This window comes from Salinisphaera sp. RV14 (genome assembly GCF_052044135.1).
GTDB lineage: Bacteria > Pseudomonadota > Gammaproteobacteria > Nevskiales > Salinisphaeraceae > Salinisphaera.
The window spans coordinates 460,776-479,299 of the sequence record NZ_JBQDYF010000001.1 but is presented as its reverse complement, the minus strand read 5'-3'; the positions used below and the strand labels follow the sequence as shown (position 1 = coordinate 479,299).

The following is an 18,524-nucleotide window of genomic DNA, read 5'->3' as shown; positions in this document are numbered from 1 at the left end:
AAACCGACGAACACATGGCAGTCAGACGTGGCGCGCAATGGGCGCTGATCGCAACCGGCGCGCTGATCGTAATGATCGCGGCCGCCTTGATCATCGCCCCGCCTTTCGTCGTGCGGCATGCCCTCCAGCATTATCTGAAAGCCGAAGGCATCACGGCGGATATCGGCCACGTGCACGCCGATATCTTCACCGGCCAGATCAGTCTCGACGATGTCAGCGGCCACGGCTCGGACAATCGCCGCTTCCGCATCGGCCATTTCGCGGTCAATATCGATTACTGGCCGTTGACCGATCATCACATCGATCTGTCTTATATTCGGCTCGCCGATGCGCACATCGATGCCGGCCGCAACGCCAGACAACAACCCACGATCGCCGGCGTACCGATTCCGGTGCACAGTGCGGGCGGCGGGCAGCACAACTGGGGATTCGGCGTCGGCGAAGTCGCGGTCGATCAGGTCACCCTGCGCTATCGCGCGCCGACGCATGCCGACCACCCGGCGGTCGATCAGACACTGGTGGTCCACGGCCTGCACATCGGCCCCATCGCCACCTGGCAGCCGCAACAGACCACGGCCGCATCCATACAGCTACGGGCGGCCGACGGCCGACTCGACCTGCACGGCCACTTGCGCCCGCTGGGCGCTACGCGGCGCGCGAACTTCACGCTCAAGGCATCCCACTTCCCGATGCAGGCGTTCATGCCGGTGGCTCGGCTGGGCTATGTCACGGCGCTCGACGGTCGTCTCGACGCGGATCAACAGTTATCGATGACGTATGCCGCCGACGGCCGATTGACGCTCGGCGTCAAGGGCCGAAGCGCATGGCACAACGCCCATCTGGCCACCACCGACGGCACCGATGTCCGGGGCGACAGTCTGTCCTGGCAGGGTGACGAACAGGCCACACTCGGGCGCGGCCACGGCCAGCCCGGACATATCCACGCCGATGGCAAGGTGGCGCTTGCCAACGTGGTCGCCAAACGCGCAAGCCAGCTCGACTTCCGCCAGAAGAGCGCATCGTGGAATGGCAAGGCAGAGGCGACACTGGGCCAGCGCGCGACCCGGGTCACGAGCCACGGCAAATTGACCGCGCAGGATACCCATCTGGTCTCCGGCAACTGGCTCAAACTCTCCAGCGCCGCCGAGCATCTCACCGGCGACTTGAACCTCACGCTCACCCCGGACGAGACCCGGGTCGACACCGATGGCGGCTTCACGGCCACCGGCATGGGATTGACGGTGCCGGCCACAGTCGATCTGAACAGCGCCACGCTCAACTGGAACGGCAAGACCACCACCCGCCTGGCCGGCAACGGCACGCATATCCAGACCGACGGCCACCTCACCAGCAACCAGCTCGTGTTCGACGTGCCGAAAACGAGCCACGTCACCGCCGACCATGTGGCCTGGCAGGGCAAGGTCGCCCTGCACAGCGCCCAGCTGTTCTCGCGCCGTGCAAAAGGCCAGCTGGAGGCCCGCAACGTACACCTGAGCATACCGGGCGCCCCGATCCGGATATTGGCCACACAGTTCGGCTTCGACGGCCAGTACGCCGAGCAACCCGACGCCAGCGGCCGGGCGCTGCGGCTGACGCTGTCGGGGGACGCGCACAGCCACAAGCTCGAAGCGGTCGATACCGCCATCAATGCGCCCTGGATCAAGCTGTTGCAAGCGAATGCCAGCGGCATCGCCATCGACAGCCTCGACGCCATCCACGTGGCCGATCTGAAGGCGAGCGGGATCCGCATGCTCGGCGACAGCCACGGCGACGGCGCGGCCATACGGGCCGTGTCGATGCAGGCGAAACAGTTTGCCCTACAGGACCTGCAGCATTACCGCGTCCATGATCTCGTGCTGGGCGGCACCAACATCCATGTACGGCACGACAAGCGTGGTATCGGCGTCATCAGCCAATTCGTGGGCAGTATGACCGCGAGTTCGGGCCATACCGGCGCCGCGTCGAAGCAGGCGTCGAAACCGCATGCGAAAGCCTCGAGCCCGGGCGCGGCGTCCGGTTCCGGCGCGGCCGGTGCGACCTACGCAGTGGATCATCTGCATCTGTCGGGCCCGGCCATCGCCTTCGTCGACAAGACGACCACGCCGGCCGTTCACGTGACCGGCTCAAAGCTGGATTTCACCCTCGACAACCTCGACACGGCCAAACCGAACCAGGACGCCCGCTATACCCTCGGGCTCGATGTCGGCGCCTACGGTCACTTCGACAGCCGCGGCAAGATCGCACCGTTTGCGCCCCACGGCATCCGCATGGATCTGAACGCCTGGCTGCGCTCCCTCGCGCTTGCGCCACTGTCGGGTTATCTCGACGCGGCCATGGGGCGCCGGATCGCCAACGGCGTCGCGGATGGCACGCTCAACCTGTCCGCCACCAAGGGTCAGCTCAACGGTGTTCTCGATACCACCTTGACCAATTTCCGCCTCGCCAACAGCGCGACCACGGAAACCGATATCGCGTACGGCATTTCCATGAACACCGCGCTCAAGCTGCTCCGCGGGCACAACGACATCATCCATTTCCGCACCAAGATCCTCGGCGACGTCACCACCCCGTACTTCTCGCTCAACAACCTGATCCGCGAGGCCGTCCTGGCGGGTCTGCGCACTGCCCTGCTGTCGAACTATTCACCGCTCGGGCTGCTCAACAACGCCAAGAACAGCTTTCTCAACCTGTTCCGCTCGGTCGAGGACCGCCCCGCCCTCTTCGCCACGGGCAAGCACTACGTCCGGCCGGCGGACCGCACCTATCTGGCGCTCATCGCCAAGGCCATGCGCAGCCACCCCGGCTGGACGCTGCACATCGCCGGCCAGGCGGTACCGGCGGACGCCAAGGCCCTGAAGCTCCATGGCACGCCCGCCGCGCGGCATACCCGGCTGGAACAGCTCGCGCGGCGACGCCAGAGTGCGGTCAAGGACTATCTGGCGGCCCGCAACGTCAACCCGGCCCGCATCATCGCGGGCGACCCGTCAGTGGCCGACAGCAATCAAGCCAGGCCCGCCGTGAAGTTTTCGCTCGACAAGCATTAACGCTGCTTCTATTGTCCCCGACGCATTCATCCCCCGAATCCATACCGATGGACGCCGACTGCACGGCACGCACGTCGTGGGCCCCGTCGATGCCCACCCGCTGCCCCCGCCCCTGTCGGCAAGAAGACGCGCCACTGTCCGGGACCTGGCGTGCGTATTCGCACCGGGCGGAGGCGGCGTCCGTGCTCCGGCGTCACGCCGTGCGCCACCGGCCCCGCGACGATCGTCACGCATGCCACATGCCAACCGCAACGGCCGCGCCGGCACGCTCGCGGACGGGCCGCGACCGGCATTGCCTGTCGTCCCCGCGACAAATGCCCGCCCCAAAAAAAAACCGGCCCTGGAGGGGCCGGCTTGCAGCGACTCAGGCGCTTACCCGCAGCCGATCACTCGTCGTCGTCATCCGCGACCGCGGGACGATCAACCAGTTCGACGAACGCCATCGGCGCATTGTCGCCGGGACGATAGCCACACTTGAGGATGCGCAGATACCCGCCCGGGCGATCGGCGTATCGCGTGCCGAGTTCACCGAACAACTTGCCGACCGCTTCCTTGTCACGCAGGCGCGAGAAGGCGATACGGCGATTGTGAACGCTATCGGTCTTGGACAGCGTGATCAACGGCTCCGCGATGCGGCGCAACTCCTTGGCGCGCGGCAACGTGGTCCGGATCAGTTCCTCCTTGAAAAGCGAGGAGGACATATTCTTGAGCATGGCAGCGCGATGCGAGGACTCACGCCCTAGATTGCTGCCGCTTTTGCGATGACGCATAACGATGATTCCTTAGCGAAGGGACGACCGGCTTTCCATGATTCCGGTGCGTTTAGGCTTTCTCGAGTTCGGCCGGCGGCCAGTTCTCGACCGTCATACCCAGCTTCAGACCATGCTCGGCCAGCACTTCGCTGATTTCGGTCAGCGATTTCTTGCCCAGATTTGGCGTGCGCATCAGCTCGGTTTCGGTACGCTGAACCAGATCGCCCACATAGTGTATGTCTTCCGCCTTCAGGCAGTTGGTCGAGCGAACAGTCAGTTCCAGATCCTCGATCGGCTTGAGCAGCGTCGGATCGATGGCACTGGAATCACCCTGGCGCGACGCCTCCTCGCGGGCTTCCAGGTCCACGAACACCGACAGCTGATCATAGAGCGTGGCAGCCGCCGTCCGCACGGCGTCCTGCGGCTCCACGCTGCCATTGGTCTCGATATCGAGAATCAACTTGTCGAGGTCGGTGCGCTGCTCGACGCGCGCGCGGTCGACCGAATAACTGACTCGGCGGATCGGCGAGAACGAAGCGTCGAGACGCAGGCCGCCGATCTCGCTGGCCCCGGTGTCCTCTTCGCCCGGCTCCGCCTTGCTTTGCGCGGCGTGATAACCGCGGCCCTTGCGCACCTTCATGCTCATGCGCAACTCACCGCTGGTCAGATGCGCGATCACGAGGTCGGGGTTGACGATCTCCACATCGTGATCCGTGACGATGTCGCCCGCGGTCACCGCGCCCTCACCCGACTTGTGCAGGTGCAACTCGGCCTCGTCACGCTCGTGCATGCGCACGGCGACGTTCTTCAGGTTCAGCAGGACGTCGATAACGTCTTCCTGCATGCCGTCGACGGTGGTGTACTCGTGTAGCACGCCGTCGATGCTGACCTCGGTGATGGCAGCGCCCGGAATCGACGACAGCAGAATGCGACGAATGGCGTTGCCCAGGGTATGCCCGTAACCACGCTCGAGCGGCTCGAGCGAGATCTTGGCACGCCGCTCGCTCACACGCTCCACCTCGACCAGGCGCGGCTTCAGCAAATCGTTGGACTGCATATGCAAATACCTCTGGCTGCGAATGCAGCGCGGCCTTGATTACTTGGAGTAGAGCTCGACGACCAGATTCTCGTTGATGTCAGGCAATACCTGATCACGATCCGGCACCGACTTGTACGTGCCCTTCAGGCCCTTCTCGTCGACTTCCACCCAGTCCGCGAGTCCGATCTGCGAAGCAACCTGAACCGCCTCGATGATCCGGTTCTGCTGCTTGGCCTTGTTGCGGATGGCGATCACATCGCCTTCCCGGACCTGGTACGACGGGATGTTGACCGGGTAATCATTGACCGCCACGGCCTTATGATTCACCAGCTGACGCGCTTCGGCGCGCGTCGCCGCAAACCCCATCCGATAGACGACGTTGTCCAGACGCGACTCCAGCAGCTGCAGCAGCAGCACGCCGGTGGCGCCCTTCTGGCTAGCTGCTTTCTTGTAGTAGTTGCGGAACTGCTTCTCCAGCACCCCGTACATATGCCGCAGCTTCTGCTTCTCGCGCAGCTGCAGCGCATAGTCGGACAGACGCTGACGACGCGCGGTGCCCTGGGCACCCGGAAGCGTGTCGATCTTGCACTTGCCTTCAAGCGAACGGCCGCGGCCCTTCAGCAACAGATCGGTGCCGGCGCGACGCGAAAGCTTACACTTGGGACCGGTGTATTTCGCCATGATTATTTACCTATGTCGCGAAGCGCGCTAGACGCGGCGCTTCTTGGGCGGACGACAGCCGTTATGCGGAATCGGGGTCACGTCGATGATGCTCGTCACCTTGAAGCCCGACGCATTGAGCGAGCGCACCGCGGCTTCACGCCCCGGGCCCGGGCCCTTCACGCGAACCTCGAGATTCTTGACGCCGTACTGCGACGCGCCCTCGCCGGCACGCTCCGCCGCAACCTGCGCGGCGAACGGCGTACTCTTGCGCGAGCCTTTGAATCCGCAGGTGCCGGAAGTGCACCACGACAAGACGTTGCCCTGTCGATCGGAAATCGTGATGATGGTGTTGTTGAACGTGGCATACACGAACGCGATACCATCGGTAACGTTCCGACGCGCGCGCGCCTTGCGGCTGCGGCTGTTCGAGGTGGATGCTGTCGCCATAATGTCTATCTACCTGTGATCTCGCGCGGAAACGGCGCTTATCGACGAATCGGACGACGCGGGCCCTTGCGAGTCCGCGAATTGGTCTTCGTGCGCTGACCGCGCACCGGCAGCCCGCGACGGTGACGCATGCCGCGGTAGCAGCCGAGGTCCATCAGCCGCTTGATGTTCATCGACACCTCGCGACGAAGGTCACCTTCGATCGTGTACTGCTGCACCTGCGCACGCAGCGCCTCGACTTCGCCTTCCGTGAGATCCTTGATCTTGGTGTCGGTGGCTACACCGGCCTCCTTGCAGATCTCACGAGCGCGGGTATGACCCACGCCGTAAAGCGACGTCAGCGCAATGGCTGCATGCTTGTTGATCGGGAGATTGACTCCAGCGATTCGCGCCATTTGATTGAACTCCCAGCTCGCGGGTGCGGACGTGTTCGCTTCAAAAGGCGCGAACGACGCCGGAAAAGCCCGCCATCATATCCTTAAAAACTGACTTTGACAATACCGCCGAAGCGAATCAGCCCTGGCGCTGCTTATGCCGGGGATCCGTCGAGCAAATCACCATCACCGCGCCATTGCGGCGAATGACCTTGCAGTTGCGGCAAATCTTTTTGACCGATGCTCTAACTTTCATCTCGTCCCTCTACACGTGACTCACGTCACCATGACCGCCGAACAGCGGGCGACACGCTGCTATCGCAGCATGCCGGCCCGGCCGCCCGCCTTTAGATTGTTCTTGCGCATCAGGCCCTCGTACTGATGGGACATCAGATGAGCCTGCAACTGCGCCATGAAATCCATGACCACCACAACGATGATCAGAAGCGACGTGCCGCCGAAATAGAACGGCACGTTGTACTTGAGGATCAGCAACTCCGGCAGCAGGCAGACCAGCGTCACATAGACCGCGCCGGCGACCGTCAGCCGCGTCAGCACCGTATCGATGTAGTTGGCCGTCTGAATACCGGGCCGAACCCCCGGGATGAATGCACCGGACTTCTTCAGGTTATCCGCTGTCTCGCGCGAGTCGAACACCAACGCGGTATAGAAGAAGCAGAAGAAGATGATCATCCCCGAATAGAACAGCACATACAGCGGCTGCCCCGGCGCGATCGCATTCGACACCCAGTTCGCCACACTCCCGCCCTGACCCAGAAAGCGAATGATCGTCGCCGGGAACAGAATGATGCTGGAGGCGAAGATCGGCGGGATGACGCCGGCCATATTCAGTTTCAACGGCAGATGCTGTGTCTGGGCGGAATACATCCGCCGACCGCTCTGGCGCTGCGCGTGATGCACTGGAATCCGCCGTTGTGCACGCTCGACGAACACCACGAACGCCAGCACCGCCAGCGCACCGACGAACAACGCCACGACGAAGAAAAAACTGAGCTCGCCGGTCCGTACCAGATCCAGCGTACCGCCGATCGCCGACGGCAGTCCGGCCACGATCGCCGAAAAGATCAACATCGAAATGCCGTTGCCGATGCCGCGTTCGGTGACCTGCTCGCCGAGCCACATCAGGAACAGGGCGCCGGTCGTCAGCGTGATCGCCGTGGTGAAGATGAAACTGAACTCACTCACCCCGTTCAGGGCGATGCCCTGGTTCCACAACGCCACGCCGGTGCCGACCGACTGGAAGCCGGCCAGTACCACGGTGCCGTAGCGCGTGTACTGCGTGATCTTGCGCCGGCCCGATTCGCCCTCCTTCTTGAGCTCCTTGAGCGACGGCACGGTGGCCGTTAGGAGCTGGAAGATGATCGACGCCGAGATATAAGGCATCACGCCCAGAGCGAAGATCGACAAGCGCTTCAACGCACCACCGGTGAACATGACACCGACGTCGAGAATCGTTCCCGATTGCTGCTGGAACAACCGGGCCAACTCCGCCGGATCGATACCGGGCACCGGAATGAAGCTCCCGATACGGAACACGATCAGCGCGCCGAGCAGGAATAACAGCCGCTGCCGGATCTCGGTGAGATTACCGGCGTTGGGCATCATGCCGCCGCCTGCGTTGTTGGGACGCTTGGCCATGTCTATGCGGTGACCGAACCGCCCGCCGATTCGATCGCCTGACGGGCGCCGGCTGTCGCCGCCACACCCTTCAGCGTCACCGCCGAGGACAGCTCACCGGAAGCGATGATCTTGGCACCCCGCGCCTGGCGCGGCACAAGACGGGCCGCCTTGAGCGCAGCCAGGTCAATCTCGCCGCTCAACTTGTTCAGACTGTCCAGACGGACTTCAACCACACCCGAGCCGGTCGCGTGAAAGCCACGCTTGGGAATACGGCGCTGCAGCGGCATCTGGCCGCCTTCGAAGCCGACCTTCGTATAACCGCCGCTGCGCGAATGCTGGCCCTTGTGACCGCGACCCGCGGTCTTGCCGAGATCCGAACCGGCCCCGCGGCCAACGCGCTTGGCGTCCGGACGGGAACCCTCAGTGTAATGCAGGTCGTTGAGCTTCATTTAAGCCTCCTCGACCGCAAGCATGTCAGCAACCTTGTTGATCATGCCGCGATTTTCCGGGGTATCGGTCACTTCGACCGAGTGATTCACACGACGCAGACCCAGGCCCCGTACGCAGGCGCGATGTCGCGCAATGCGGCCGATGGGGCTCTTGATCAGCGTAACTTTGATCCGCTTGTCTGCCATGACCGCCTCGTTTACGCCGTAATGTCTTCGACGGACTTGCCGCGCTTGGCCGCAATGAATTCCGGATCATGCATGTTGCGCAAACCGTTGATGGTCGCCCGCACCAGGTTGATCGGATTACGCGAGCCGTAGCTCTTGCACAGTACGTTGTTCACGCCCGCAACCTCGAACACCGCGCGCATGCCGCCGCCCGCAATCACACCGGTACCTTCCGAGGCCGGGCGCATGATCACCTTGCTCGAACCGTGCTCGCCGACAATGGCGTGCTGCAGCGTGGAGCCTTCCTTGATCTGCACGCGCACCATGCTCTTGCGCGCGGCCTCCATCGCCTTGGCGATGGCCAGCGGCACTTCACGCGCCTTGCCATAGCCATAGCCGACGCGACCCTCGCCGTCGCCGACCACGGTCAGCGCGGTAAAGCCGAACTGACGGCCGCCCTTGACCACCTTGGCCACGCGATTGACAGTGACGAGCTTTTCGAGCAGGTCGCCTTCGGTGCGTTGTTCGTTACGTGTTGCCATATCTCGTATCCGTTAGAACTGCAGGCCGCTTTCACGCGCGGCATCGGCCAGCGCCTTGATGCGACCGTGATAGGCAAAGCCCGAGCGATCGAAGGCGACCTCCTGGATGCCCGCGGCCTTGGCGCGTTCGGCGATCGTGCGACCGACCAGTTCGGCGGCCGACTTGTTGCCGCGATGACCCGCGACTTCGCCCCGCAGATCCTTGTCGAGCGTCGAGGCCGACACCAGCGTCCGGCCGCCGTCCGGCGAGACGATCTGTGCATAAATGTGCTGCGGCGTGCGATGCACCGACAGGCGGTGCGCGCCCAGCTTGCGCATGTGCATCCGGGCCCGGCGCGCACGCCGCAGACGAGAAACCGTTTTCTTGTGCATAACGATCCTGAATCCGTTGCTGTAGGCGAAAACGCGCTACTTCTTCTTGGCGTCTTTGCGGATGATTCGTTCGCCCGCATAGCGAATGCCCTTGCCCTTGTACGGCTCGGGCGGACGCCAGGCGCGAATCTCGGCCGCGGCCTGACCCACGACCTGCTTATCGGCCCCCTTGAGTACGATCTCGGTCGCGCTCGGCGTTTCCACCGTCACGCCCTCGGGCACTTCGTAGACCACCGGGTGGGACAGGCCCAGCGACAGATTCACCTTGCCGCCCTGGGCCTGGGCGCGATAACCGACGCCTTCAAGCTGCAGTTTGCGCTCGAAGCCCTCGGTCACGCCGTGGACCATGTTGGCAACCGTCGCCCGCACCGTGCCGGCCATGGCCATGTTCGGCTGGCGACCGGTAGCCTGGGCTCGTGCCACGCCATCCGAAACTTCCAGATCCACGCCAAGCGGCAGGCGGAACGCCAGTTCGCCGCCCTTGCCCTTGACCGTGATATCGCGACCATTGACGACACACTCGACGCCGCTGGGAATATTAACCGGCGCTTTGGCTACTCTCGACATCTTATTGCTCCTCGCCTGACCGGCTTACGATACGTAGCAGAGGACTTCGCCGCCGTGGCCGGCCGCGCGGGCCGCCCGGTCGGACATCACGCCCTGCGACGTCGAGATGATCGAAATACCCAAGCCACCCACGACCTCGGGCACATCGTTCTTGTTGCAGTAAAGACGCAGCCCGGGTTTCGAGGCGCGCTCGATATACTCGATCACGCCGTGGCCCTGGAAGTACTTCAGGCCAATCCGCAAACGCGGCTTGCCCTCGACCTCGGCCGTTTCATAGCCACTGATGTAGCCTTCATCCTCGAGCACCTTCGCAATCGCGAGCTTGAGCTTCGAGGAGGGCATTTCAACGCTTTCCTTGTCCGCCGACTGCCCGTTACGAATACGGGTCAGCATGTCGGCGATGGGGTCAGTCATACTCATGCGTACCGATACCTATTAACTGTGAACTACCAGGACGAGAGCACGAGGCCGGGCACTTCGCCCCGCATCGCAGCTTCGCGCAGCTTGTTACGGGACAGACCGAACTTGCGATAGACACCCTTCGGGCGCCCGGTCACTCGACAACGGCGCGTAACCCGGGTCGGGCTCGCATCGCGCGGCAACGCCTGCAATTCCTGGGCAGCGGCATAACGCTCTTCAGGCGTGGCCTGCGGATCTTCGATCCGGGCCTTGATCGCCTGACGCTTGGCCGCGTACTTGGCTACGATCTTCATGCGCTTTTCATCACGCGCAATCATGCTTTTCTTCGCCATAATTATCTCCGGAAGGGGAAGTTGAACCCTTCAAGCAGGGCCCGCCCCTCTTCATCGCTCGACGCGGTGGTCGAGATCACGATATCCATGCCGCGCAACGCATCCACGCGATCGTAATCGATCTCGGGAAACACGATCTGCTCCTTGAGGCCGAGGCTGTAATTGCCCCGCCCGTCGAAGGAGCGCGGATTGAGGCCGCGAAAATCGCGGATACGCGGCAACGTCACGTTGACCAGGCGGTCCAGGAATTCATACATCCGGGCGCGGCGGAGCGTGACCTTGCAGCCGATCGGCCAGCCTTCGCGGATCTTGAATCCGGCGACCGACTTGCGGGCACGGGTCATCACCGGCTTCTGCCCGGCGATCTTTTCCATGTCGCCCATCGCGGCCTCGATCACCTTGCGATCCGACACCGCTTCGCCCACGCCCATGTTCAGCGTGATCTTGGCAATCCGGGGCGCCGCCATGCGGCTGCTGTAGTCGAACTTCTCGACCAGCTCGCCGACAATGCGATCCCTGTAAACGGCCTTCAACCGCGGCGCGATTGTCTGTTCTGCGTTTTCCATGACTCGCCTACGCGTCCACTACTTCGCCGGAGGACTTGAAGACGCGCACCTTGCGTCGGTCTTCACCTTCACCCAGCCATTTGAAACCAACACGCTCGCCCTTTTCGGTCTGCGGGTTGTACAGCATCACGTTCGACACGTGCAGCGGCATCTCCTTTTCCTCGATGCCACCCTGTACACCCTGGTTGGGGTCAGGCTTGACATGTTTTTTGACCATGTTCAAGCCTTCCACCAAGACCTTGCCGTTGTCGAGCACACGTGTGACGGTGCCGCGGCGGCCCCGGTCCTTGCCGGCCACCACCATGACTTCGTCGCCTTTACGGATTTTGCTGGAGCTCATAGCACCTCCGGCGCAAGCGAAATGATGCGCATGAACTTGGCACGCAGTTCACGAGTCACCGGGCCGAAGATACGGGTCCCGACCGGCTCGTTGTTGGCGTTGAGCAGCACGGCGGCGTTGCTGTCGAAGCGGATGACCGAGCCATCCACACGACGCACGCCACGCTTGGTGCGCACCACGACCGCGTTCATCACATCGCCTTTCTTCACACGACCGCGCGGAATGGCATCCTTGACCGTGATCTTGATGATGTCGCCGACACGAGCATAACGCCGGTGCGAACCGCCCAGTACCTTGATGCACTGGACGCGACGGGCACCGCTGTTGTCGGCTGCGCTGAGTTCCGATTCTGTCTGAATCATGACCTTGGCTATCCTGCAGTATCGAACTCGCCAGCCTTGTCTACGACACGGCTGAGCGACCACGATTTGTGACGAGAGATCGGGCGACCCTCACGAATCTCGACCCAGTCGCCCACATTGCAGACATTGTCTGCGTCGTGTGCCTTGAGTCGCGTGCTGCGCTTGACGTACTTGCCATACAGCGGATGCTGCATGCGCCGCTCGATCGACACCACGATGGTCTTGTCCATCGCGTTGCTGACCACGCGGCCCACGAGTGCGCGCTGGCGCTTTTCGCCTGCTTCGGGTTGCGTGTTGGTATCGCTCATCGGAGTTAACCCTGATTGCGTGCTTCGTTGAGCACGGTCTTGATACGGGCGATATCGCGCCGGATACGTCCGAACTGATGCGTCGCCGCCAGCTGACCGCTGCCCTGCTGCATGCGCAGGTTGAACTGCTCGCGCCGCAGCGCCACCAGCTCCTCGTTCAGCTCGTCGGCCGATTTCTGTCTCAGATCTGTCGCTTTCATGATCGCCTCTACATCACCTTGCGTTCGACGAACACGGTCTTGACCGGCAACTTGGAAGCGGCCAGCCGGAACGCTTCCTGCGCCACTTCACGCGAAACGCCTTCCATCTCGTAGAGCATGGAGCCGGGCTGGACCTTGGCGACCCAGAACTCGACGTTGCCCTTGCCCTTGCCCATACGCACTTCGATGGGCTTCTTGGTTACCGGCTTGTCCGGGAACACGCGGATCCAGGTCTTGCCGCCACGCTTGATGTAGCGCGTCATGGCACGACGTGCGGCCTCGATCTGCCGCGCCGTCAGCCGACCGCGCTCCACGGCCTTGAGGCCGAACTCGCCGAAGCTGACTTCGTTGCCGCGCTGCGCCAGGCCGCGGTTGCGACCTTTCTGCACCTTGCGGAACTTGACTCGCTTGGGTTGCAACATAACGCCTTACCCCGCTGCAGCGCCGGACTCGGCGCTTTCTTCGACTTTAGGCTCGGTGTCGAACACCTCGCCCTTGAAGATCCAGACCTTGACGCCGATGACACCGTAGGTCGTCTTGGCTTCCGCCAGGCCGTAGTCGATGTCGGCACGCAGCGTATGCAGCGGCACACGGCCGTCGCGGTACCATTCGGTACGCGCAATCTCGGCGCCGTTCAGGCGCCCCGCGACGTTCACGCGGATACCGCCGGCGCCCAGGCGCATGGCGTTGCCCACCGCACGCTTCATGGCGCGGCGAAACATGATGCGGCGCTCGAGCTGCTGCGCGATATTCTGCGCGACGAGATAGGCATCCAGCTCCGGACGCCGAATCTCCTCGACCGACAGATGCACCGGCACACCCATGCGTGCCGCCACCTCGGACCGCAGCTTGTCGATGTCCTCGCCCTTCTTGCCGATCACGATACCCGGCCGTGCGGTGTGAATCGTGATGCGAGCCGAACGGGCCGGACGGTCGATCTGAATACGACTGACCGACGCATGCGACAGCTTTTCGCGAATGAATTCGCGCACCGCCAGATCGGTGTTCAGCGCATCGGCGTAACCCTGACCCTCGGCGTACCAGCGCGAGCTCCACTCGGTGGTGATGCCGAGCCGGAAACCGACGGGATGTACTTTATGACCCATATCTTTATCCGCTGTCGTTGGACCGCCTAGCGGTCGGCCACTCGAATGGTGACGTGACTCGTCCGCTTCAGGATGCGATCGGCGCTGCCGCGGGCACGCGGCTTCATCCGCTTCATCGTCGGCCCCTCGTCGACCATGATGGTCGCGATCCTGAGCTCGTCGATATCCGCACCCTCGTTGTGCTCGGCATTGGCAAGCGCCGACTCGAGCACCTTGTGCACGATCCGCGCCGCCTTCTTGGTCGAGAACTCAAGCACTTCGAGCGCCCGCTCAACCGGCATGCCGCGGACTTCGTCGGCGACCAGGCGGGCCTTCTGCGGCGAGATACGCGCGAACCGCAATTTTGCGACAGATTCCATCTCGATATCTCCGCGTTAACCCTTGCGATCGCCGAGATGACCCTTGAAGGTCCGGGTCGGCGAAAATTCACCCAGCTTGTGTCCGACCATATTTTCGGACACGAATACCGGAACGTGCTGGCGGCCGTTGTGGACCGCGATGGTGAGGCCGATCATGTCCGGCGTCACCATCGAGCGACGCGACCAGGTCTTGATCGGACGCTTGGTGCTCGCACCCTGAGCCGCCTCGACCTTCCTGGCCAGATGCAGGTCGACGAAGGGACCTTTCTTGAGAGAACGTGGCATAACTTATCCCGTACCTTGTCTGGCGCCCTAGCGCTTTTTGCGCTTGGTGCTCCGACGGACAATCATGCCGTCGGTGCGCTTGTTCGAACGAGTCTTGAGACCCTTGGTCTTCCAACCCCAGGGACTGGTCGGATGCCGGCCACCGCTGGTGCGACCCTCGCCACCACCATGCGGGTGGTCGATCGGATTCATGGCCACACCGCGAACGGTGGGACGCTTGCCGCGCCAGCGTGTGGCGCCGGCCTTGCCGAGCTGACGCAGGCTGTGCTCGTTGTTGCCAACCTCGCCGACGGTCGCCTTGCAGTTGATGTGCACGCGACGGGTTTCGCCGGACTTCAGGCGCAACACGCAGTACTCGCCGGCCCGCGCCGCGATCTGGATGCTCGTGCCGGCGCTGCGCGCCAGCTGGGCACCCTTGCCGGGACGCATTTCCACACAATGCACCGTTGTACCCACCGGGATGCTGGCCAGCGGCAATGCGTTGCCCGGACGAATCGGCGACTGCGGACCGGAAACGATCGGCGTACCGGCTTCGACACCGCGCGGCGCGATGATGTATCGGCGCTCGCCGTCGGCATAGAGCACCAGCGCGATGTTCGCGCTGCGATTCGGATCGTACTCCAGACGCTCGACCTTACCCGGGACGCCGTCCTTGTTGCGCTTGAAATCGATCAGCCGATAATGCTGACGATGACCGCCGCCGCGATGACGAACCGTGATCCGGCCGTGCGCGTTGCGACCACCCTGCTTGTGCTTCTTGACCAGCAGCGCTTCATGCGGCCTGCCGCTGTGCAGGTCGGGGCGCTTGACGCTGACCACGAACCGCCGGCCCGCTGATGTCGGATTGGCTTTCTTGAGTGCCATAGTATTCTAGCTCCGCTACGTCGCCCTACTGGGCGGCGCCGTCAAGAAAATCGATTTCGTCGCCTTCGGCCAGCGTCACATAAGCCTTCTTGAAACCGCTTCGCAAACCGGCCTGGCCGCGAAAGCGCTTCTGCTTGGGCTTGTTGTTCAACGTGGTCACACCGACGACCTTGACGTTGAACAGGGACGCGACCGCTTCGGCGATCTCGTGCTTGTTCGCGTCGCCGGCGACCTGGAAGACCACCTGGTTGGCCGAATCGCCAACCACCGAAGCCTTTTCCGAGACGAGCGGCGAACGCAGTACCTGATAGATGCGCTCTTTATTCATGCCAGCCATCCTTCGAACGCCTGCAGCGCGCTTTCCGTCATCAACACATGCTCAGCGCCGACCAGCGTGACCGGATCGAGATCCGTGACCGCGACCACGTCGAAGCCGACGATATTGTTGGCCGAATAGCCGAGCTTGTCGTCGACTTCGGATACAACCAGCACGCCGCGCGCCTCGACCGACTGCTCGGACAGAGCCTTGAGCAGGCCCTTGGTGCTACGCGACTCGAGCGCCAGATCCGAAACCACCGAAAGGCGATCCTGGCGAACCAGCTCCGAAACGATCGCACTCATGCCGGCGCGATACATCTTGCGGTTGACCTTCTGCGAGAAATCGCGGGGACTTGCGGCGAACGTCACGCCGCCACCGGACCAGATCGGACTGCGAATGGTGCCAGCCCGGGCGCGGCCCGTGCCCTTCTGACGCCACGGCTTCTTGCCGCCGCCGCGCACTTCCGCACGATTTTTCTGCGCCTTGGTGCCCGCACGACCACCGGCGAGATATGCCGTGACGATCTGGTGCACCAGAGTTTCGTTGAACGGGCGACCGAAAACGGCGTCCGACACCGAAACCGACTTGTCGCCGCTTGCGAGATTCAGTTCCATGCTTAAACCTGCCTATTCGCCAGCGCGCCGTTAACCGGCCTTCTTGACCGCCGGCTGAATGATGACGTCACCGTTCTTGGCACCCGGCACACCGCCGCGAACCAGAATGAGACCCCGCTCTTCGTCCACGCGAACCACTTCCAGGTTCTGGACCGTGGTACGGGCGTTACCCAGCTGGCCGGCCATCTTCTTGCCCTTGAACACATGACCCGGCGACTGGTTCTGACCAATCGAGCCCGGCGCGCGATGCGCCTTCGAGTTACCATGCGTCGACCGCTGGGACCGGAAATTGTGACGCTTGATCACACCACCGTAGCCCTTGCCGATGGAGCGCCCGATCACGTCGACGTACTGCCCGGCGGCGAAGATCGACACCGTCAGCTCACCGCCGACCTCGATCTCGACCTGCTCCGGCTCGACGGCCTCTTCGCCATCGGCCGCGCCGGACGCAACCCGGGGCCAGTCACCGTCCACGCGAAACTCCCACATACCGCGACCCGCCTCGACGCCGGCCTTCTTGAAGTGCCCGGCGGCCGGCCTGGTCACGCGGTTTGCGCGACGCGTACCGGTCGTCACCTGCAGTGCGCGGTAGCCATCGGTTTCGACATCTTTTTTCTGGACGACGCGGTTCGGCTCGACCTCGACGACCGTGACAGGCACGGACACGCCGTTGTCGTCGAACACGCGCGTCATGCCGCGCTTGCGACCTACCAATCCAATAGCCATTTATTAAGTACCTTCTCGCTTATCGCCACTCGCTAGAGGGGGCGACAGTTCAAGTATGGTTTTCCAGTGCAAAGGGCCCGCGTGATCGCGGGCCTCTTCCAACAAGAGGGCGCGAAGTATAACACGCCCCGGTGACTTGTGTCGCCCTTACTGCAATTTAATTTGGACGTCGACGCCCGCAGCAAGATCGAGTTTCATCAACGCGTCGACCGTCTTCTCGGTCGGCTCGACAATATCCATCATCCGCTTGTGCGTGCGGATTTCATACTGATCCCGGGCGTCCTTGTTGACGTGCGGCGAGATCAGGATGGTATAGCGCTCCTTGCGCGTCGGCAGCGGGATCGGGCCGTGGACCTGCGCACCGGTACGCTTGGCGGTCTCGACGATCTCGCGGGCCGACTTATCGATCAATCGATGGTCGAACGCCTTGAGACGAATACGAATGTTCTGACTAGCTGCCATGACGATTCAAATGCCTCAGGCCGTAATTTTGGTCACGACGCCCGCACCCACAGTGCGACCGCCTTCACGAATGGCGAAGCGCAGGCCTTCTTCCATCGCAATCGGATGAATGAGCTCAACGTTCATCGTCACGTTGTCGCCCGGCATCACCATCTCGGTGTCCGCCGGCAGCTCGCAAGCGCCCGTCACGTCCGTCGTGCGGAAGTAGAACTGCGGACGATAGCCCTTGAAGAACGGCGTATGACGACCGCCCTCTTCCTTCTTCAGCACGTACACTTCGCATTCGAAGTTGGTGTGCGGCGTGATCGATCCCGGCTTGGCCAGCACCTGACCACGCTCGATGTCTTCGCGCTTGGTGCCGCGCAGCAGCGCGCCGATGTTGTCGCCTGCCTGACCCTGGTCCAGCAGCTTGCGGAACATCTCCACGCCGGTGACCGTCGTCTTGGTCGTGGGGTTGATGCCCACGATTTCGATGTCGTCACCCACGTTGACCACGCCGCGCTCGACACGACCGGTGGCGACCGTGCCGCGGCCGGAGATCGAGAACACGTCTTCGACCGGCATCAGGAACGCTCCGTCGATGGCACGCTCGGGGTCCGGAATGAATTCATCCATGGCCCGCACGAGCTTGGCGATCGATTCCGCCCCGTGCTCGCCTTCGTCGCCTTCCAGCGCCTTGAGCGCACTGCCGATGATCACCGGCGTGTCGTCGCCCGGGAAGTCGTAGGCGTCCAGCAGTTCGCGGACCTCCATTTCCACCAGCTCAAGCAGCTCTTCGTCGTCCACCATGTCGGCCTTGTTCAGGTATACGACAATGAACGGCACGCCCACCTGGCGCGCCAGCAGAATGTGCTCGCGCGTCTGCGGCATGGGGCCGTCGGCCGCCGACACAACCAGGATCGCGCCGTCCATCTGCGCGGCACCCGTGATCATGTTCTTGACGTAGTCCGCATGGCCCGGGCAGTCCACGTGCGCATAGTGACGCGCTTCACTCTCGTACTCGACGTGCGAGGTGGAGATCGTGATGCCGCGCGCCTTTTCTTCCGGCGCCTTGTCGATGGCATCAAACGCCGACAGCTCCGAACCGAACAACCGGTTCGACACCACCGTCAGCGCGGCCGTCAGCGTCGTCTTGCCATGGTCCACGTGACCAATCGTGCCGACGTTGACGTGCGGCTTGTTACGCTCGAATTTTGATTTGGACAC

The 18,524-nt window shown here is 62.9% G+C and carries 30 protein-coding genes; 1 reads left to right on the top strand and 29 read right to left on the bottom strand.

The window, feature by feature from the left end; genetic code table 11:
• Nucleotides 1–14 precede the first annotated feature (14 nt).
• Nucleotides 15–3,044 (top strand): DUF748 domain-containing protein, encoded by a 3,030-nt coding sequence (locus ACS8Y6_RS02240; RefSeq protein ID WP_440854894.1) that lies wholly within the window; start codon nucleotides 15–17, stop codon nucleotides 3,042–3,044.
• A 386-nt stretch (nucleotides 3,045–3,430) separates the two neighbouring features.
• Here the strand turns inward: ACS8Y6_RS02240 and rplQ are convergent, their stop codons facing one another.
• From rplQ to tuf, 29 genes are all read right to left on the bottom strand, one after another.
• Complete coding sequence (rplQ, locus tag ACS8Y6_RS02235; protein ID WP_440850432.1) at nucleotides 3,431–3,814, bottom strand: 50S ribosomal protein L17; 384 nt, start codon at nucleotides 3,812–3,814, stop codon at nucleotides 3,431–3,433.
• A 52-nt stretch (nucleotides 3,815–3,866) separates the two neighbouring features.
• A complete protein-coding gene (locus ACS8Y6_RS02230) occupies nucleotides 3,867–4,853 on the bottom strand; it encodes a DNA-directed RNA polymerase subunit alpha (protein WP_440850431.1) in 987 nt (328 codons plus the stop codon).
• A 39-nt stretch (nucleotides 4,854–4,892) separates the two neighbouring features.
• On the bottom strand, nucleotides 4,893–5,516 hold the full coding sequence (gene rpsD, locus ACS8Y6_RS02225) for a 30S ribosomal protein S4 (RefSeq protein ID WP_440850430.1): 624 nt from the start codon (nucleotides 5,514–5,516) through the stop codon (nucleotides 4,893–4,895).
• Between the two features lie 27 nt (nucleotides 5,517–5,543).
• The gene (gene rpsK / locus ACS8Y6_RS02220) at nucleotides 5,544–5,945 is read right to left on the bottom strand and encodes a 30S ribosomal protein S11 (protein WP_424818802.1); all 402 of its coding nucleotides are present in this window, start codon (nucleotides 5,943–5,945) and stop codon (nucleotides 5,544–5,546) included.
• A gap of 38 nt (nucleotides 5,946–5,983) precedes the next feature.
• A complete protein-coding gene (rpsM, locus tag ACS8Y6_RS02215; protein WP_037341317.1) occupies nucleotides 5,984–6,340 on the bottom strand; it encodes a 30S ribosomal protein S13 in 357 nt (118 codons plus the stop codon).
• Between the two features lie 118 nt (nucleotides 6,341–6,458).
• Complete coding sequence (gene rpmJ, locus ACS8Y6_RS02210) at nucleotides 6,459–6,575, bottom strand: 50S ribosomal protein L36 (protein WP_006913650.1); 117 nt, start codon at nucleotides 6,573–6,575, stop codon at nucleotides 6,459–6,461.
• Between the two features lie 59 nt (nucleotides 6,576–6,634).
• Complete coding sequence (gene secY, locus ACS8Y6_RS02205; RefSeq protein WP_440850429.1) at nucleotides 6,635–7,978, bottom strand: preprotein translocase subunit SecY; 1,344 nt, start codon at nucleotides 7,976–7,978, stop codon at nucleotides 6,635–6,637.
• Between the two features lie 2 nt (nucleotides 7,979–7,980).
• Nucleotides 7,981–8,409 (bottom strand): 50S ribosomal protein L15, encoded by a 429-nt coding sequence (gene rplO, locus ACS8Y6_RS02200; protein WP_440850428.1) that lies wholly within the window; start codon nucleotides 8,407–8,409, stop codon nucleotides 7,981–7,983.
• The gene (rpmD, locus tag ACS8Y6_RS02195; protein WP_440850427.1) at nucleotides 8,410–8,595 is read right to left on the bottom strand and encodes a 50S ribosomal protein L30; all 186 of its coding nucleotides are present in this window, start codon (nucleotides 8,593–8,595) and stop codon (nucleotides 8,410–8,412) included.
• Between the two features lie 11 nt (nucleotides 8,596–8,606).
• A complete protein-coding gene (rpsE, locus tag ACS8Y6_RS02190; RefSeq protein WP_037341324.1) occupies nucleotides 8,607–9,116 on the bottom strand; it encodes a 30S ribosomal protein S5 in 510 nt (169 codons plus the stop codon).
• Between the two features lie 12 nt (nucleotides 9,117–9,128).
• Nucleotides 9,129–9,488 carry a 50S ribosomal protein L18 gene (gene rplR, locus ACS8Y6_RS02185; RefSeq protein ID WP_440850426.1) on the bottom strand — a complete coding sequence of 120 codons (360 nt, stop codon included), beginning with the start codon at nucleotides 9,486–9,488 and terminating at the stop codon, nucleotides 9,129–9,131.
• A 36-nt stretch (nucleotides 9,489–9,524) separates the two neighbouring features.
• On the bottom strand, nucleotides 9,525–10,055 hold the full coding sequence (gene rplF, locus ACS8Y6_RS02180; protein WP_440850425.1) for a 50S ribosomal protein L6: 531 nt from the start codon (nucleotides 10,053–10,055) through the stop codon (nucleotides 9,525–9,527).
• Between the two features lie 24 nt (nucleotides 10,056–10,079).
• Complete coding sequence (rpsH, locus tag ACS8Y6_RS02175) at nucleotides 10,080–10,475, bottom strand: 30S ribosomal protein S8 (RefSeq protein WP_440850424.1); 396 nt, start codon at nucleotides 10,473–10,475, stop codon at nucleotides 10,080–10,082.
• Nucleotides 10,476–10,501: 26 nt separating this feature from the next.
• Nucleotides 10,502–10,807 (bottom strand): 30S ribosomal protein S14, encoded by a 306-nt coding sequence (gene rpsN, locus ACS8Y6_RS02170; protein ID WP_440850423.1) that lies wholly within the window; start codon nucleotides 10,805–10,807, stop codon nucleotides 10,502–10,504.
• Nucleotides 10,808–10,809: 2 nt separating this feature from the next.
• Nucleotides 10,810–11,373, bottom strand: a complete 564-nt coding sequence (rplE, locus tag ACS8Y6_RS02165) for a 50S ribosomal protein L5 (protein ID WP_440850422.1) — start codon at nucleotides 11,371–11,373, stop codon at nucleotides 10,810–10,812.
• Between the two features lie 7 nt (nucleotides 11,374–11,380).
• Nucleotides 11,381–11,713, bottom strand: a complete 333-nt coding sequence (rplX, locus tag ACS8Y6_RS02160; RefSeq protein WP_440850421.1) for a 50S ribosomal protein L24 — start codon at nucleotides 11,711–11,713, stop codon at nucleotides 11,381–11,383.
• A complete protein-coding gene (rplN, locus tag ACS8Y6_RS02155; RefSeq protein ID WP_109992520.1) occupies nucleotides 11,710–12,075 on the bottom strand; it encodes a 50S ribosomal protein L14 in 366 nt (121 codons plus the stop codon). The genes rplX and rplN overlap by 4 nt, the downstream gene beginning before the upstream one ends.
• 8 nt (nucleotides 12,076–12,083) lie before the next feature.
• A complete protein-coding gene (gene rpsQ, locus ACS8Y6_RS02150) occupies nucleotides 12,084–12,383 on the bottom strand; it encodes a 30S ribosomal protein S17 (protein WP_109992521.1) in 300 nt (99 codons plus the stop codon).
• Between the two features lie 5 nt (nucleotides 12,384–12,388).
• Nucleotides 12,389–12,583, bottom strand: a complete 195-nt coding sequence (gene rpmC, locus ACS8Y6_RS02145; protein WP_440850420.1) for a 50S ribosomal protein L29 — start codon at nucleotides 12,581–12,583, stop codon at nucleotides 12,389–12,391.
• Nucleotides 12,584–12,591: 8 nt separating this feature from the next.
• Nucleotides 12,592–13,005 carry a 50S ribosomal protein L16 gene (rplP, locus tag ACS8Y6_RS02140; RefSeq protein WP_109992523.1) on the bottom strand — a complete coding sequence of 138 codons (414 nt, stop codon included), beginning with the start codon at nucleotides 13,003–13,005 and terminating at the stop codon, nucleotides 12,592–12,594.
• A gap of 6 nt (nucleotides 13,006–13,011) precedes the next feature.
• Nucleotides 13,012–13,689 (bottom strand): 30S ribosomal protein S3, encoded by a 678-nt coding sequence (rpsC, locus tag ACS8Y6_RS02135; protein ID WP_440850419.1) that lies wholly within the window; start codon nucleotides 13,687–13,689, stop codon nucleotides 13,012–13,014.
• Between the two features lie 26 nt (nucleotides 13,690–13,715).
• A complete protein-coding gene (rplV, locus tag ACS8Y6_RS02130; RefSeq protein WP_440850418.1) occupies nucleotides 13,716–14,048 on the bottom strand; it encodes a 50S ribosomal protein L22 in 333 nt (110 codons plus the stop codon).
• 15 nt (nucleotides 14,049–14,063) lie between these two features.
• Nucleotides 14,064–14,333: a 30S ribosomal protein S19 gene (gene rpsS / locus ACS8Y6_RS02125; protein WP_440850417.1), complete on the bottom strand. Its 270-nt coding sequence runs from the start codon at nucleotides 14,331–14,333 to the stop codon at nucleotides 14,064–14,066.
• 27 nt (nucleotides 14,334–14,360) lie between these two features.
• Complete coding sequence (gene rplB / locus ACS8Y6_RS02120) at nucleotides 14,361–15,197, bottom strand: 50S ribosomal protein L2 (protein ID WP_440850416.1); 837 nt, start codon at nucleotides 15,195–15,197, stop codon at nucleotides 14,361–14,363.
• Nucleotides 15,198–15,222: 25 nt separating this feature from the next.
• Nucleotides 15,223–15,525: a 50S ribosomal protein L23 gene (gene rplW / locus ACS8Y6_RS02115; RefSeq protein ID WP_109995243.1), complete on the bottom strand. Its 303-nt coding sequence runs from the start codon at nucleotides 15,523–15,525 to the stop codon at nucleotides 15,223–15,225.
• Nucleotides 15,522–16,130 carry a 50S ribosomal protein L4 gene (gene rplD, locus ACS8Y6_RS02110; RefSeq protein ID WP_440854893.1) on the bottom strand — a complete coding sequence of 203 codons (609 nt, stop codon included), beginning with the start codon at nucleotides 16,128–16,130 and terminating at the stop codon, nucleotides 15,522–15,524. The genes rplW and rplD overlap by 4 nt, the downstream gene beginning before the upstream one ends.
• Nucleotides 16,131–16,160: 30 nt before the next feature.
• The gene (gene rplC / locus ACS8Y6_RS02105) at nucleotides 16,161–16,856 is read right to left on the bottom strand and encodes a 50S ribosomal protein L3 (RefSeq protein ID WP_440850413.1); all 696 of its coding nucleotides are present in this window, start codon (nucleotides 16,854–16,856) and stop codon (nucleotides 16,161–16,163) included.
• A gap of 147 nt (nucleotides 16,857–17,003) precedes the next feature.
• The gene (rpsJ, locus tag ACS8Y6_RS02100) at nucleotides 17,004–17,318 is read right to left on the bottom strand and encodes a 30S ribosomal protein S10 (RefSeq protein ID WP_006913628.1); all 315 of its coding nucleotides are present in this window, start codon (nucleotides 17,316–17,318) and stop codon (nucleotides 17,004–17,006) included.
• A 15-nt stretch (nucleotides 17,319–17,333) separates the two neighbouring features.
• Nucleotides 17,334–18,524: an elongation factor Tu gene (tuf, locus tag ACS8Y6_RS02095; RefSeq protein WP_440850412.1), complete on the bottom strand. Its 1,191-nt coding sequence runs from the start codon at nucleotides 18,522–18,524 to the stop codon at nucleotides 17,334–17,336.